Source organism: Streptomyces sp. NPDC044106 (assembly GCF_056433985.1).
Genome location: NZ_JBWKFZ010000013.1, coordinates 108,913 through 124,410, shown reverse-complemented (window position 1 = coordinate 124,410; position 15,498 = coordinate 108,913). Strand labels below are relative to the sequence as shown.

Below are 15,498 nucleotides of genomic sequence, written 5' to 3'. Positions count from 1 at the left end.
CGGGCGGTGACAGGAGAGTCGTACGTGGTGACAGGAGAGTCGTACGTGCTGGAACGGTGTCGCTCAGCGGAAACAGCGGCGACAGCGGCACATTCGGCGGCCACAGGACGCGGCGGGGCAGCACATCGCGCCGGATTTCGTGGCCATGGCTGTCCTCCTCGCACCGTCGATCGGATCGATCTGTCCTGGGTGGCGGCGAGGGTAGCACCGGAATTCGGACGGCCGTGCGGTCGTCTCGACATGTGGTTCGAGCACGTCGGGTACGGTGACGGCACCCCTCCTCCCATGGCCGGAAACGCCCCCCTCGCACTCGGAGTTGACCCCCATGAACAGCCAGGAACTGCGCGCCGTGACCTGGGCGGCGGCCGCGGAGGGCGGCGTGCCGTCCCTCTCCCTCATCGACCAGACGGCGCTCCCGCACTCCCTGGAACGCCTCGACGTCACGACCGTCGACGGCGTGGTCGACGCGATCGTCCGCCTCGTCGTGCGCGGCGCCCCCGCCATCGGCGCGGCCGGAGCCTACGGCGTCGCCGTCGCCATGGCCCAGGCCGCACGCGAGGGCTGGGACCGGACCCGCCTGGATGCCGAGATCACCCGCGTCCGCGAGGCCAGGCCCACCGCGGTGAACCTCATGGTGTGCGTCGACCGCGTGCGGCCCCACGTCGACCGGGGCATCGACGCGGTCCTCGCCGAGGCCGACGCGATCGTCCGCGAGGACCTCGCGGCCAACCACGCCATGGGCGCGTACGGCGCCGACTGGCTCCTCGACCGCGTCGCGCCCGGCACGGACCGCCCGCTGCGCATCCTCACCCACTGCAACACCGGCGCCCTCGCCACGGCGGGCTGGGGAACGGCGCTCGGCGTCATCCGGGAACTTCACGCCAGGGGACGTCTGGAGACGGTGTACGCCGACGAGACGCGCCCCCTCCTCCAGGGCGCCCGCCTGACCGCCTGGGAACTCGCCCAGGAAGGCATCCCGCACCACGTCCAGGCGGACGGCGCGGCGGCCGGCACGATCCTGCGCGGCGAGGTCGACGCGGCCATCGTCGGCGCGGACCGCATCGCTGCCAACGGCGACACCGCCAACAAGGTCGGCACGGTCGGCGTCGCCCTGGCCTGCGCGCACGCGGGCATCCCGTTCATGGTGGCGGCACCGACCACCACGGTGGACCTGGCGACGGCCACGGGCGACGGCATCCACATCGAACTCCGCCCGGAGAACGAGGTGTTGGAGTGGGCAGGCATCCGCACCACCCCGGCGGACTCCCGAGGCCACAACCCCGCCTTCGACGTCACCCCCGGCTCCCTGGTGACGGCACTGGTGACGGAGCGGGGCGTACGGGAGATATCGAAGGGAGAGCTGCCGGAGGGAATGCCCGGCGTCTGAGGGCGAGCGCAGAGAGCCGATCACAGCCCGTCCGGCGTTTGAGGACGAACCCGGCGGAGCCGGTGAAGAACCGAGCCCCGCCCGGCGGAGCCGGAACATTCGGGAAGGGGCGGGATCGGGGAAAGAACCGCCGGAGGCAAAACCTCAGCCCCGCCCCCGCTCCAGCTCCAACTCAAGCAGCCACTCCACGACTTCGGCCCGATGCCGCGCCTCGCGAGGATCCGCACCCCACACATAGATCCCGTGCCCGGCCACCACCACCGCCGGCATCCCCGGCCGCAGCGCCGCCTCAAGCCGATCCCCGAGCACCCCCATGTCCTGGCTGTTCTCGATCACCGGCAGCGTCACCGCCACCTCGTGCGTCGGATGCCCGAGCCCCTTCAGCATCTCCAGGTTCTCGAAGGGGATCCCGTCGGGGGAGCGCTGCCCCATGACGACCGACGCCACCGTGTGGACGTGCACCACCGCGCCCGCACCGGTGAGCCGCACGACGCGCGCGTGCAGCGCCGCCTCGGCCGAGGGGCGCCCCGGCCCGGCCGCCGCCCCCTGCCCGTCCGTCAGCACCACGTCCGACGCCGTCAGTTCGCCCTTGTCGCGGCCGCTGGCCGTGACGGCGAGCCGGAGCGGATCCCGCGAGAGGACCAGGGAGAGGTTCCCGGACGTCCCGCGCATCCACCCGAACGAAGCGAACCGCGCGGCCTCCGCGGCGAGCACGGCGCCCGCCTCCGCCAGATCCATGGCCGCGGTGGTGGTCTCGGTCATGAACTGCTCCCGGTGGCAAGGGTGATCCCGGAGAAGGCCGAGACCTGCGGGTGGTCGCCGAAGTCGGCGTCGGCATAGGGCTCCCCGGCCCGGCGCACCCCGACCACCCGCCAGCCCGCGGCCCGCGCCGCGTCCAGCTCGCCGGGCCGGTCGGAGAGGAAGAGCAGCCGCCCGGGGGTGACCCCGGTGGACGAGGCGATGGCCCGGTAGGACGCCGCCTCCTGCTTGGGGCCCGCGTTCTGTGTGTCGTACAGACCGCTGACGAGATCCAGCAGATCGCCTTCCGCGGAGTGCGCGAACCATGCCCGCTGCGCGGCCACGGACCCGGAGGAGTACACGTACAGCCGTACTCCGTCCGCGTGCCAGCGCCGGAGGACCGGGATGACGTCCGGGTAGAAGTGCGAGACGAGTTCGCCACGCGCGAAACCCTCCGCCCACAGGATGCCCTGGAGCGTCTTCAGGGGCGTCGCCTTGCGGTCGGCGTCGGCCCACTCGCCGAGGACCTTCTCCACCCGCGCCGCGTCCGCGTCCGGCTCGCCGATCTCCGCCCGCACCTGCGCGACGGCCCGCGCCACCTCCGGCTCGGCGCCCCGCGAGGCGAGCAGCTCACCGAACCGCTCGCGGGCGTACGGGTACAGCACGTCCACCACGAACCCCGTGGCGCTCGTGGTGCCCTCGATGTCGAGCACCACGGCGTCCACGGCGCCCGGATTGTGCTCCGTCACGCGGCGTACCCCGCGTGGATCTCGTCGAAGTCGGGGAAGCGGTCCGCGATCGGGCTGCCCGTGAACGTGCCGATCCAGCCGTCCTCCTCGTGGAAGAAGCGAATCGCCGTGAACGCGGGGGACGTCCCCATGTCGAACCAGTGCGTCGTGCCGCGCGGCACGCCGAGCAGGTCGCCCTTCTCGCAGTACACGGCATGAACCTCGCCGCCCACGTGGAGGTAGAAGATCCCGGCGCCCGCGACGAAGAACCGCACCTCGTCATCGTCGTCGTGCGTGTGCTCGGCGAGGAACTTCTGCCGGGCGGCCTTCGCCTTCCCGGCCCACTCGGGGTCGTCGCCGGCCGGCGGGTGCAGCGCCACCACGTCCACGGTCCTGAAGCCCTCTTCGGCGTTGAGCCTGTCGATCTCCGTGCGGTACGCGGCGAACACGGTGTCGCTGTCGGCGTCGGCCGGCACGTCCTCGCGCACCGGCCACTGCTCGTACCGCACCCCCACCGGAGCGAGCGCGGCCGCGATCTCAGCCGGGTCCGAGGTACGGCGCACGACGGTCTCGGGGCCGGTCTCCGGCCAGGTCGTGAGGAGAGTCATGAGTCACTCCAGGGCAGGTCAGGGCTGATCTTCGGATCGTAGTCCGCACCGTCGGCGCAGCACAGGGCGTCCCACAGCGTGGACGGTCCGGCCCAGTACACGCGTAAGGGGCGGTCGCCATGGCGACCGCCCCTTACCGACCCTCCAACGGTCCTCTACGGCTCCTCTACGGAGGAGTCCGTCAGGTGCGGAGGAATCCGTCAGGCCTTCTTGCCCAGCAGGTCCTCGACCTTGCCGCGCACCTCGTCCGTGGCCAGGCCCCGGATCGTCAGCGTCGTGCGGCGGCGCAGCACGTCGTCCGCCGTCTCGGCCCACTCGTTGTCGCGGGCGTAGACGACCTGGGCCCAGATCTCCGGGGCGTCCGGGTGGACGCGCTCGGCGAGCTCGGGGTTCTCATTCGCCAGGCGGGCGATGTCGAAGGAGAGCGAGCCGTAGTGCGTCGCCAGGTGCTTGGCGGTGTCGGCGGCCATGCGCGGGCCGGGCGCGGGGCCGTCCACCAGGAGCCGGTGCGCGACCGCGCGCGGGTTGGCGATACCGGGCAGCGGCAGCTTCTTCGGCAGCTCGGAGATCGGCTCGTAGTCGTCGCCGAGCGGGTGCCCCGGGAGGGACTCCAGCTTCTTCATCACCGTACGCCCGATGTGGCGGAACGTCGTCCACTTGCCGCCCGCCACCGACAGCATGCCGCCGGCGCCTTCGGTGACGACCGTCTCGCGCTTGGCCTTCGAGGTGTCGCCGGGACCGCCGGGCAGCACCCGCAGACCCGCGAAGGAGTACGTGATCAGATCGCGGGACAGCTGCTGGTCGCGGATGGAGAACGCGGCCTCGTCCAGGATCTGGGCGGTGTCGGACTCGGTGACCCGCACGTCTGCCGGGTCGCCCTCGAACTCCTCGTCCGTGGTGCCGAGGAGCAGCATGTCCTCCCACGGCAGGGCGAAGGTGATGCGGTACTTGTCGATCGGCGTGGCCAGCGCGGCCTTCCAGGGGGCGGTGCGCTTGAGGACCAGGTGCGCGCCCTTGGAGAGGCGGATGGAGGGTGCCGCGTTCGGGTTCTCCAGCTTGCGCAGGTGGTCGACCCACGGCCCGGTGGCGTTCAGGACCAGGCGGGCGTTGACGCCGAACTCGTCACCGCTCATGCGGTCCTTGAGCTCCGCGCCGGTGACCCGGCCCTTGGTGAAGCGCAGCCCGGTGACCTCGGCGTGGTTGAGGACGACGGCGCCGGCCTCGACGGCCGCACGGACCGTCATCAGGGCCATGCGGGCGTCGTTCATCTGGTCGTCGCCGTAGACGGCGACGGCCTTCAGGTTGTCCGTGCGCAGCTCCGGCACGTCCTGCGCGGCCTTGGAGGGCGAGAGCAGGTGGCCGACGCCGTCACCGAACGCGGACAGCGCGCTGTACGCGAACACGCCCGCGCCCAGCTTGGCCGCGCCGTGCGGGCCGCCCTTGTAGACGGGCAGGTAGAAGGTGAGCGGGTTCGCCAGGTGGGGGGCCACCTGGCGGGAGACCGCGCGACGCTCGAAGTGGTTCTCCGCGACCAGCTTCACCGCGCCGGTCTGCAGGTAGCGCAGACCGCCGTGGAGGAGCTTGGAGGAGGCGGAGGAGGTGGCACCGGCGAAGTCGGCGGCGTCCACCAGGGCCACCCGCAGCCCCGACTGCGCGGCATGCCAGGCGGTGGAGATGCCCAGGATTCCGCCGCCGATCACCAGGAGGTCGTACGTCGCCTTGGAAAGCTGCTCCCGGGTCTCGGCGCGGCTCTGGTGGGAACCGGCGGCCGGATGCGTCCCGAGGGCGGGGACGCTCTGCAGGGTGGTCATGGTTCTTACTCCTCGGCAGCGTTCTCGTCGAGCCAGCCCATGGAACGTTCCACGGCCTTGAGCCAGCTCTTGTACTCACGGTCGCGGGTGCCCGCGTCCATGTGGGGGGTCCATTCGGCGGCCCGGCGCCAGTTGGCGCGCAGCTCGTCGGTCGAGGACCAGAAGCCGACGGCGAGACCGGCGGCGTAGGCGGCGCCGAGGCAGGTCGTCTCGGCCACCATCGGGCGCACCACGGGTGCGTCGAGGAAGTCGGAGATGGTCTGCATCAGCAGGTTGTTGGAGGTCATGCCGCCGTCGACCTTGAGGGCCGCGAGCTCGACGCCGGAGTCCTTCGTCATGGCGTCGGTGATCTCGCGGGTCTGCCAGGCCGTGGCCTCCAGGACGGCGCGCGCGATGTGCGCCTTGGTGACGTACCGGGTCAGGCCGGCGATCACACCGCGGGCGTCGGAGCGCCAGTACGGGGCGAAGAGGCCCGAGAAGGCCGGTACGAAGTAGGCGCCGCCGTTGTCCTCGACCGACGACGCGAGCGTCTCGATCTCGGCGGCGGAGTTGATCAGGCCCATCTGGTCGCGCATCCACTGCACCAGCGAACCGGTGACGGCGATGGAGCCCTCCAGGGCGTAGACCGGCTTCTGGTCGCCGATCTGGTAGCCGACGGTGGTCAGCAGGCCCGAGTAGGAGTTGATGGCCTTGTCACCGGTGTTCAGGAGCATGAAGGTGCCGGTGCCGTACGTGGACTTCGCCTCGCCCTCGTCGAAGCAGGTCTGGCCGAACAGGGCCGCCTGCTGGTCGCCGAGCGCGGAGGCGACGGGGATGCCGCCCAGCAGATCGCCGAGCTTTCCGCCGGTGACCTCGCCGTAGACCTCGGCGGAGGAGCGGATCTCGGGGAGCATCTGCGTGGGGACGCCGATGGACTCGCAGATCCGCTCGTCCCACCGCATCTTGTGCAGGTTCATCAGCATGGTGCGGGAGGCGTTGGTGACGTCGGTGACGTGCTTGCCGCCGTTGACACCGCCGGTCAGGTTCCAGATGACCCAGGAGTCCATGGTGCCGAAGAGGATGTCGCCCGCCTCGGCGCGCTCGCGCAGGCCCTCGACGTTGTCGAGCAGCCAGCGGGCCTTGGGCCCCGCGAAGTAGGAGGCCAGCGGGAGGCCGGTCTCGCGGCGGAAGCGGTCCTGGCCGACGTTGCGCCCGAGCTCCTTGCAGAGCGCGTCGGTGCGGGTGTCCTGCCAGACGATGGCGTTGTGCACCGGCTCGCCGGTGTTCTTGTCCCACAGCAGCGTGGTCTCACGCTGGTTGGTGATGCCGATCGCCTTGATGTCGTCTCTGGTGATGCCGGCCTTGGAGACGGCTCCGGCGACGACCTCCTGGACGTTGGTCCAGATCTCGGCGGCGTCGTGCTCGACCCAGCCCGGCCTCGGGAAGATCTGCTCGTGCTCCTTCTGGTCGACGGAGACGATCCGGCCGTCCTTGTCGAAGACGATGCAGCGGCTCGAGGTGGTGCCCTGGTCGATGGCCGCGATGAAGGGGCCTGCGGTGTGTGCGTCGGTCACGGTGTGCTCCAGTAGTTCTTTGCTGACGGCTCTCAAGCGTCTGTGGCGGTCATCGGTCGCTTACGTGGGTCTACTTGAACGCCACGTTGTAGAGACCGCCGGCGATGGCGCCGCCGATCAGCGGGCCGACGATCGGCACCCAGGCGTACGACCAGTCCGAGCTGCCCTTGTTCGGCAGCGGGAGCACGGAGTGGATGATGCGCGGACCGAGGTCACGGACGGGGTTGATCGCGTAGCCCGTGGGGCCACCGAGCGAGAGGCCGATGCTCACCACGACGAGCGCGGTGATCAGGGCGCCGAGGGTGCCGAGGCCGTTGCCGCCGTCGTTGAGGCCCTGCGTGAGGATGGCGAGGACCAGGACGACCGTGGCGATGATCTCCGTGAGCACGTTCTGGACGTAGTTGCGGATCTCGGGCCCCGTCGAGAAGACGCCGAGCACCGGTCCTGCCGCGGGGGCGGCCTTCTGGTCGACCATGCCTTCTTCGGCGGGCTGCGCCGCGAGGATCTCGGGGTCGGTCAGGTGGGCCTTGAACTGGCCCATGTACGTGACCCACACCAGAACGGCGCCGATCATCGCGCCCAGCAGCTGCGAGCCCAGGTAGAGCGGTACGTCGCTCCACTTGGTGCCGCCCTCGATGGCGAGGCCGAGCGTGACCGCCGGGTTGAGGTGGGCGCCGGAGACGCCCCCCGCGAGGTAGGCGCCGGTCAGTACGGCGAAGCCCCACCCGAAGGTGATCGCGAGCCAGCCGGCGTCCTTGGCCTTTGAGCGCTTGAGCGTGACGGCGGCGCACACGCCACCGCCGAGCAGGATGAGCACGGCGGTACCGATGGTCTCGCCGATGAAGATGTCGGAGCTGGACACCCGCGACTCCTTTGTCCTTCGTCCAGGGGAAGGCGAACCCCGGGTCCCTCCGGTGGTCCGCGACCTCAGGTGAGGTCGTTGTGCCGGCCCTTGGCCTTGTCACACTCTAGCGCGTAATGCCGGTAGGTGTTCGACAATGCCGACCGATGGACGCGAGTCTCACCCCGGGGTTACTCAGTCGTCAAGAGTTCTGTTATTGAAAACACGATCGTTATTGATCGTTCCGCCTTATCGGCCTCCGCCTGCGGATTTCCGGCCCGCGCGGGTGCGTCGGTCGCCGGCCGGGAGCGTGCCGCCTGCGCGCCGAGGCGCCCGGGGGGCGGGGTGGCGTGAGCGGGTGGCGCGGGCGGGGGCGTACGCGGGTGGCGCAGGCGGAGTGGCGTACGCGGCAGCGTGGGACTCGGGGAAAGCCCCGGTCAGAAGCGGCCGGCGCCCAGATCGCGGGAGACGGCGCGCGCGCAGTCCCGCACCGCGGCGATCAGCTCGGGCCGCAGCTCGCCGTCCCGGCAGACGCGCTCGACGGCGCCGGTGACGCCGACCGCGCCCACCGGCATGCGCCGCCGGTCGTGGATGGGGGCGGCGACGGAGGCGATGCCCTCCCAGGTCTCCTCGACGTCCGCCGCGTACCCGCGCGCGCGGGTCAGGTCGAGGACGCTCTCGAAGTCGTCCGGGTCGGTCACCGTGTGCGCGGTGAAGCGCTTGCTCTCCACCTCGACGGCTTCGTTGTGCGCGACCGGGTCGAACGCGGAGAGGACCTTGCCGAGCGCCGTGGAGTGCAGCGGCTGCATGGCCCCCACCTCCAGGACCTGGCGGCTGTCGTCGGGCCTGAAGACGTGGTGGACGATGAGCACGCCCTGCTGGTGCAGGACGCCGAGGTGGACGCTCTCGCCGCTGGAACGGGCCAGGTCGTCGGTCCACACCAGGGCGCGGGCCCGCAGCTCGTGCACGTCCAGGTAGCTGTTGCCCAGGCGCAGCAGCTCGGCGCCCAGCTGGTAGCGGCCGGACGCGGAGTCCTGCTCCACGAAGCCCTCCGCCTGGAGGGTGCGCAGGATGCCGTGCGCCGTGCCCTTGGCGAGGTCGAGGGCGGAGGCGATCTCCGAGAGGCCGAGCCGTCGCTCCCCGCCCGCGAGCAGTCGCAGCATCGCCGCGGCCCGTTCGAGCGACTGGATGTTGCGTGCCATCGCAGCCCCTGCCTCCGTTCCCCTCGCGTGATGTCGCCGCACCTGAGTCGACGTTCGACAATGCTGAACACTATCGGTCGTTGTCGACCTCCCGCTAATGCGCGGACAGCAGGTGTTCCCCCACACTCCTCCCTCCGGGCGCCGCCCCCGCACTGTCAAGTACCGGAACCGGCCGGGACCCACCCCGCGAGTCCGCCTCGTGGACTCCTCCACCACGGCACGGCCGGTCCCCGCTACCCTGACCGAGTGCGCCCTCCAGCCAGAAGGCGCAAAGCCGACAGCCGTCGCACTCCAGGGAGCTCTTTCATGGCCTCGTCGCCAACCCCGTCGTCGCAGTCCACGCCCGTGTCGTCCGAGAGCAGGACCCGAGCCGACGCCCTCCGCGAGGCCCTGGCCACCCGCGTGGTGGTGGCCGACGGCGCGATGGGCACCATGCTCCAGGCCCAGGACCCCACGATGGAGGACTTCCAGCAGCTCGAAGGCTGCAACGAGGTCCTGAACGTCACCCGCCCCGACATCGTGCGCTCCGTCCACCAGGAGTACTTCGCCGTCGGCGTCGACTGCGTGGAGACCAACACCTTCGGCGCGAACTACGCGGCCCTGAAGGAGTACGACATCCCGGAGCGCAACTTCGAGCTCTCCGAGGCCGGTGCCCGCATCGCCCGCGAGGTAGCCGACGAGTTCACCCGCGACACCGGCCGGCAGCGGTGGGTCCTCGGATCGATGGGCCCCGGCACCAAACTCCCGACCCTCGGCCACGCCCCGTACGCCGTCCTGCGCGACGCCTACCAGACCAACGCCGAAGGCATGATCGCCGGCGGCGCCGACGCGCTCCTGGTGGAGACCACCCAGGACCTCCTGCAGACCAAGGCCGCCATCCTCGGCGCCCGCCGCGCCCTGGACGCCACCGGCGCCAGCCTCCCGGTGATCTGCTCGGTCACCGTCGAGACGACCGGCACCATGCTCCTCGGCTCCGAGATCGGCGCCGCCCTCACCGCCCTGGAGCCGCTGGGCATCGACATGATCGGCCTGAACTGTGCCACGGGCCCGGCCGAGATGAGCGAGCACCTGCGCTACCTCGCCCGCCACTCGCGCGTCCCGATCTCCTGCATGCCCAACGCGGGCCTGCCCGTCCTCGGCAAGGACGGCGCCCACTACCCGCTGACCGCCCCCGAACTGGCCGACGCCCAGGAGAACTTCGTCCGCGAATACGGCCTCTCCCTGGTCGGCGGCTGCTGCGGCACCACCCCCGAGCACCTGCGCCAGGTCGTCGAGCGGGTGCGCGGCCAGGAGCTCACCCCCCGCGAGCCGCGCCCCGAGCCGGGCGCCGCCTCGCTGTACCAGTCGGTGCCGTTCCGCCAGGACACCGCGTACATGGCGATCGGCGAGCGGACGAACGCCAACGGCAGCAAGAAGTTCCGCGAGGCCATGCTGGAGGGCCGCTGGGACGACTGCGTGGAGATGGCCCGCGACCAGATCCGCGAGGGCGCGCACATGCTCGACCTGTGCGTGGACTACGTGGGCCGCGACGGCGTCGCCGACATGGCCGAGCTGGCCGGCCGCTTCGCGACCGCCTCCACCCTGCCGATCGTCCTCGACTCCACCGAACTCCCCGTCCTGCGGGCCGGATTGGAGAAGCTGGGCGGCCGCGCGGTCATCAACTCCGTCAACTACGAGGACGGCGACGGACCCGAGTCCCGCTTCACGAAGGTCACCGAGCTCGCCAAGGAGCACGGCGCCGCCCTGATCGCGCTGACCATCGACGAGGAGGGCCAGGCCCGCACCGTCGAACACAAGGTCGCCATCGCCGAACGGCTCATCGACGACCTCACCGGCAACTGGGGCATCCACGAGTCGGACATCCTCATCGACACCCTCACCTTCACCATCTGCACCGGCCAGGAGGAGTCCCGCAAGGACGGCATCGCCACCATCGAGGCGATCAGGGAGCTGAAGAAGCGCCACCCGGCCGTACAGACCACGCTGGGCCTCTCCAACATCTCCTTCGGCCTGAACCCGGCCGCCCGCGTCCTGCTCAACTCCGTCTTCCTCGACGAATGCGTCAAGGCCGGACTGGACTCGGCGATCGTGCACGCCTCGAAAATCCTGCCGATCGCCCGCTTCGACGACGAGCAGGTCACCACCGCCCTCGACCTCATCTACGACCGCCGCGCCGAGGGCTACGACCCGCTGCAGAAGCTCATGGAGCTCTTCGAGGGCGTCTCCACCAAGTCGATGAAGGCGGGCAAGGCCGAGGAGCTCCTCGCCCTGCCCCTCGACGAGCGCCTGCAGCGCCGCATCATCGACGGCGAGAAGAACGGCCTGGAAGCCGACCTGGACGAGGCCCTCCAGGACACCCCCGCCCTCGACATCGTCAACAACACCCTCCTGGAGGGCATGAAGGTCGTCGGCGAGCTCTTCGGCTCAGGCCAGATGCAGCTGCCCTTCGTGCTGCAGTCCGCCGAGGTGATGAAGACCGCCGTCGCCCACCTCGAACCCCACATGGAGAAGACCGACGACGAGGGCAAGGGCACCATCGTCCTGGCCACGGTCCGCGGCGACGTGCACGACATCGGCAAGAACCTCGTCGACATCATCCTCTCCAACAACGGCTACAACGTCGTCAACCTCGGCATCAAACAGCCCGTCGCCGCGATCCTGGACGCCGCCGCCGAGCACCGGGCCGACGTCATCGGCATGTCCGGCCTCCTGGTGAAATCCACGGTGATCATGAAGGAGAACCTGGAGGAGCTCAACCAGCGCAAGATGGCGGCCGACTTCCCCGTCATCCTCGGCGGCGCCGCCCTGACCCGCGCCTACGTCGAGCAGGACCTCCACGAGATCTACGAGGGCGAAGTCCGCTACGCCCGCGACGCGTTCGAGGGCCTGCGCCTCATGGACGCCCTCATCGCCGTCAAGCGCGGCGTGCCCGGCGCCACCCTCCCCGAACTCAAGCAGCGCCGCGTACCGACCAAGGCGACGGCGGCCGTCCTGGAGAGCGACGAGGACGACCAGCCCGCCCGCTCCGACGTCGCCACCGACAACCCCGTCCCCACCCCGCCGTTCTGGGGCACCCGCGTCGTCAAGGGCATCCAGCTCAAGGAGTACGCGAGCTGGCTGGACGAGGGCGCGCTCTTCAAGGGCCAGTGGGGCCTCAAGCAGGCCCGCACCGGCGACGGCCCCTCCTACGAGGAACTCGTCGAGAGCGAGGGACGCCCGCGCCTGCGCGGCTGGCTGGACGAGCTGCACACCAAGAACATGCTGGAGGCGGCCGTCGTCCACGGCTACTTCCCGTGCGTCTCCAAGGGCGACGACCTGATCATCCTGGGAGAGGACGGCTCGGAGCGCACCCGCTTCACCTTCCCCCGCCAGCGCCGCGGCCGACGGCTCTGCCTCGCGGACTTCTTCCGCCCCGAGGAATCCGGCGAGACCGACGTCGTCGGACTGCAGGTCGTCACCGTCGGCTCCCGGATCGGCGAGGCCACCGCCGAACTCTTCGCCGCCGACTCCTACCGCGACTACCTCGAACTGCACGGCCTCTCCGTCCAGTTGGCCGAGGCCCTCGCCGAGTACTGGCACGCCCGCGTCCGCTCCGAACTGGGCTTCGCAGGCGAGGACCCGGCCGACGTCGAGGACATGTTCGCCCTGAAGTACCGCGGCGCCCGCTTCTCCCTCGGCTACGGCGCCTGCCCCGACCTGGAGGACCGCGCCAAGATCGCCGAGCTGCTCCAGCCCGAGCGGATCGGCGTCCAGCTCTCCGAGGAGTTCCAGCTCCACCCGGAGCAGTCCACCGACGCCATCGTCATCCACCACCCCGAGGCGAAATATTTCAACGCGCGCTGATCCGGCGCAGTCGTACACTGGTCGGTCCAGTGCAGGCCGGTTGCCTTCCCGCAATAGGAGGCAGCCGGCCTTCTCGTCCCTTACGGAAGGTGTGGTCGCATGACCAGTACGGTTCCCGCGCTCGGCACCCCAATGGCCGAAGCCTCCGCGCTGCAGGGTGTGCTCCTCGACATGGACGGCACCCTCGTGGACACCGAGGGCTTCTGGTGGGACGCCGAGGTCGAGGCGTTCGCCTCCCTCGGCCACGCGCTCGACGAGGCCTGGCGCGACGTCGTCGTCGGCGGCCCCATGACGCGCAGCGCCGGCTTCCTCATCGAAGCCACCGGCGCGGACATCACGGTCCCCGAGCTCACCGTGCTGCTCAACGACCGCTTCGAGGACCGCATCAGCCGCTCCCTGCCACTGATGCCGGGCGCCGCGCGCCTGCTCACCGAACTCGCCGCGCACGAGGTGCCCACCGCCCTGGTCTCCGCGTCGCACCGCCGCATCATCGACCGCGTCCTGGACTCCATCGGCGCCCACCACTTCGCGCTCACCGTCGCGGGCGACGAGGTGGCCCGCACCAAGCCCCACCCCGACCCCTACCTCCTGGCCGCCCGCGGCCTCGGCGCCGACCCCACCCGGTGCGCCGTCGTCGAGGACACCGCGACCGGCGTCGCCTCGGCGGAGGCCGCGGGCTGCCGCGTGGTGGCCGTGCCGTCCGTCGCACCCATCCCCGCCGTCGCGGGCCGCACCGTCGTCCCCTCCCTCGAAGCCGTCAACCTGCCTTTCCTGCAAGGCCTGATGACCCTCTGACAGCTCTGCCCGCGACCCCATTGGACGTGTGACGTTTCCCACTCCAATGAGGGTCGACAGGGGTGATCGGCTGTGCACGGAGCCCCTGCCGGGGCCCGAGTGGTGTGGCGTTGTGTCCCGATTGGTGGGAGCGTGCACGAAACCTTCCGGTGTCGGGTTATCGGTGCGTCCACGCCCGGTTTCACAGCGTGATTGATTAAGGTCTTACGCCCCCTCCGGCGCCCACCTGGTGCGGACTAATCTCGTCGCGAGAACATCGCCCCACCCCCGTGCCCCACCAACCCTCACCCCGCGTTGCGGGATTCACGGGATTCAACAGCTCTGGAGAACGTCGAGCATGAACCGCAAGACTTTGGTGCTGCCGGCAGTCATAGGTCTGCTCGCCCCCGCGCTCGCCGCGTGCGGCGGCTCGGACGGCTCGGACGGCGACAAGCCGGTCGCGGTCGGCACCACGGACGCGTTCGCCATCTCCAAGGAGGTCCCGGCGCCCTTCGACCCGGCGTACGCCTACGACGCCGGCTCCTGGAACCTCCTGCGTCAGACCGTCCAGACGCTGATGGCCATGCCGCGCGGCGGCGGCGACCCGCAGCCCGAGGCCGCCGAACAGTGCGGCTTCACCGACACCGGCAACGAGCGCTACGCCTGCAAGCTGCGCAAGGGCATGACGTTCTCCGACGGCAAGCCGCTGACCGCCGCCGACGTGAAGTTCTCCATCGAGCGGGTCCGCGACATCAAGATCAAGAACCCCAGCGGTTCGGACGGCCTGGTCTCGAACGTCGACGAGATCGAGGTCCAGGGCGACCGCGACATCGTCTTCCACCTCAAGAAGCCGGACGCCACCTTCCCCTTCAAGCTGGCCACCCCCACCGCGGGCATCGTCAGCAAGGAGCACTACAGCAAGACCAAGCTGCGCGACGGCTTCGACATCTCCGGCTCGGGCCCCTACACCGCGGAGCCGGAGATCAAGGACAACCGCCTGGTCAAGACGGTGTTCACCAAGAACCCCTCGTACAAGGGCGGGTTCAAGGTGCAGAGCGACAAGGTCGAGCTGCGCAACTTCGCGGACACCGACGCCATGGGCAAGGCGCTCGAGGACGGCGACATCGACCTGATGACCCGCACCATGTCGCCCGAGCAGGTCCGCGAGCTCGACGCGGGATCGAGCAAGAAGATCGACCTGGTCGAGATGCAGGGCCTGGAGATCCGCTACCTCGCCTTCAACACCGACGCGCCCACGGCCAAGAACAAGGCCGTCCGCCAGGCCATGGCCCAGCTCGTCGACCGCGGCGCGCTGGCCTCCTCGGTGTACGGCTCGACGGCCGACCCGCTCTACTCCCTGGTGCCCTCCACCATCACCGGCCACGCCAACTCGTTCTTCAACAAGTACGGCAACCCCAGTACGGCCAAGGCGCGCACCCTCCTTCAGAAGGCGAACATCTCCACCCCGGTGAAGATGACGCTGCACTACACCACGGACCACTACGGCCCCGGCACCAAGAAGGAGTTCGAGCTGCTGCGCAAGCAGCTGAACGCGTCCGGCCTGTTCGACGTGACCATCAAGGGCGTCCCGTGGAACACCTTCCGCGCGGCCGAGCGCGACGGCAAGTACGCGGCCTACGGCATGGGCTGGTTCCCCGACTTCCCCGACGCCGACAACTTCCTCGCGCCCTTCCTCGACAAGGACAACTTCCTCGGCTCGCCGTACGTGAACGACACGATCAACGACCAGCTGATCCCGACGTCGCGACGCGAGGCCGACCGGCTCGCCGCCTCCAAGAGCATCCGCAGGATCCAGGACATCGTCGCCGAGGACGTACCGGTGCTCCCGCTCTGGCAGGGCAAGCAGTTCATCGCGGCACGCGACGACATCACGGGCGTCGCATGGGCCCTCAACTCGTCGTCCAACCTCCAGCTGTGGGAGCTCAGCCGCGGCGTCAGCGGCTGACGCCGACGCCCGAAGGCCGCCCCGGCCCCCTCAAGTTCAGCGCAACG

11 protein-coding genes are annotated in these 15,498 nt (G+C 70.3%); 4 read left to right on the top strand and 7 right to left on the bottom strand.

The window, feature by feature from the left end; translation table 11 throughout:
- Positions 1 to 325: 325 nt before the first annotated feature.
- A complete protein-coding gene (mtnA, locus tag AC07DI_RS24405) occupies positions 326 to 1,387 on the top strand; it encodes an S-methyl-5-thioribose-1-phosphate isomerase (protein WP_478906091.1) in 1,062 nt (353 codons plus the stop codon).
- Between the two features lie 144 nt (positions 1,388 to 1,531).
- On the opposite strand, the gene mtnB is transcribed toward mtnA, so the two are convergent.
- From mtnB to AC07DI_RS24370, 7 genes are all read right to left on the bottom strand, one after another.
- Positions 1,532 to 2,149, bottom strand: coding sequence for a methylthioribulose 1-phosphate dehydratase (gene mtnB / locus AC07DI_RS24400; RefSeq protein WP_478906090.1), 618 nt, complete (start codon positions 2,147 to 2,149; stop codon positions 1,532 to 1,534).
- Positions 2,146 to 2,874, bottom strand: a complete 729-nt coding sequence (gene mtnC / locus AC07DI_RS24395) for an acireductone synthase (protein ID WP_478906089.1) — start codon at positions 2,872 to 2,874, stop codon at positions 2,146 to 2,148. Before mtnC ends, mtnB begins: the two co-directional genes overlap by 4 nt.
- Positions 2,871 to 3,461, bottom strand: coding sequence for a 1,2-dihydroxy-3-keto-5-methylthiopentene dioxygenase (locus tag AC07DI_RS24390; RefSeq protein WP_384251678.1), 591 nt, complete (start codon positions 3,459 to 3,461; stop codon positions 2,871 to 2,873). Before AC07DI_RS24390 ends, mtnC begins: the two co-directional genes overlap by 4 nt.
- Positions 3,462 to 3,661: 200 nt before the next feature.
- Positions 3,662 to 5,272: a glycerol-3-phosphate dehydrogenase/oxidase gene (locus AC07DI_RS24385; protein WP_384251681.1), complete on the bottom strand. Its 1,611-nt coding sequence runs from the start codon at positions 5,270 to 5,272 to the stop codon at positions 3,662 to 3,664.
- Between the two features lie 5 nt (positions 5,273 to 5,277).
- Positions 5,278 to 6,825 carry a glycerol kinase GlpK gene (glpK, locus tag AC07DI_RS24380; protein ID WP_384251683.1) on the bottom strand — a complete coding sequence of 516 codons (1,548 nt, stop codon included), beginning with the start codon at positions 6,823 to 6,825 and terminating at the stop codon, positions 5,278 to 5,280.
- A gap of 70 nt (positions 6,826 to 6,895) precedes the next feature.
- Positions 6,896 to 7,687, bottom strand: a complete 792-nt coding sequence (locus AC07DI_RS24375; RefSeq protein WP_384251685.1) for an MIP/aquaporin family protein — start codon at positions 7,685 to 7,687, stop codon at positions 6,896 to 6,898.
- Positions 7,688 to 8,103: 416 nt separating this feature from the next.
- Positions 8,104 to 8,868 carry an IclR family transcriptional regulator gene (locus tag AC07DI_RS24370; protein WP_384251690.1) on the bottom strand — a complete coding sequence of 255 codons (765 nt, stop codon included), beginning with the start codon at positions 8,866 to 8,868 and terminating at the stop codon, positions 8,104 to 8,106.
- Positions 8,869 to 9,174: 306 nt separating this feature from the next.
- On the opposite strand from AC07DI_RS24370, the gene metH reads away from it, so the two are divergent.
- The 3 genes from metH (at position 9,175) to AC07DI_RS24355 (ending at position 15,451) form a co-directional block, all read left to right on the top strand.
- Complete coding sequence (gene metH / locus AC07DI_RS24365; protein WP_384251693.1) at positions 9,175 to 12,711, top strand: methionine synthase; 3,537 nt, start codon at positions 9,175 to 9,177, stop codon at positions 12,709 to 12,711.
- A 99-nt stretch (positions 12,712 to 12,810) separates the two neighbouring features.
- Positions 12,811 to 13,506 carry an HAD family hydrolase gene (locus AC07DI_RS24360; protein ID WP_478906088.1) on the top strand — a complete coding sequence of 232 codons (696 nt, stop codon included), beginning with the start codon at positions 12,811 to 12,813 and terminating at the stop codon, positions 13,504 to 13,506.
- A gap of 337 nt (positions 13,507 to 13,843) precedes the next feature.
- Positions 13,844 to 15,451, top strand: a complete 1,608-nt coding sequence (locus AC07DI_RS24355) for an ABC transporter substrate-binding protein (protein WP_384251699.1) — start codon at positions 13,844 to 13,846, stop codon at positions 15,449 to 15,451.
- Positions 15,452 to 15,498 lie beyond the last annotated feature (47 nt).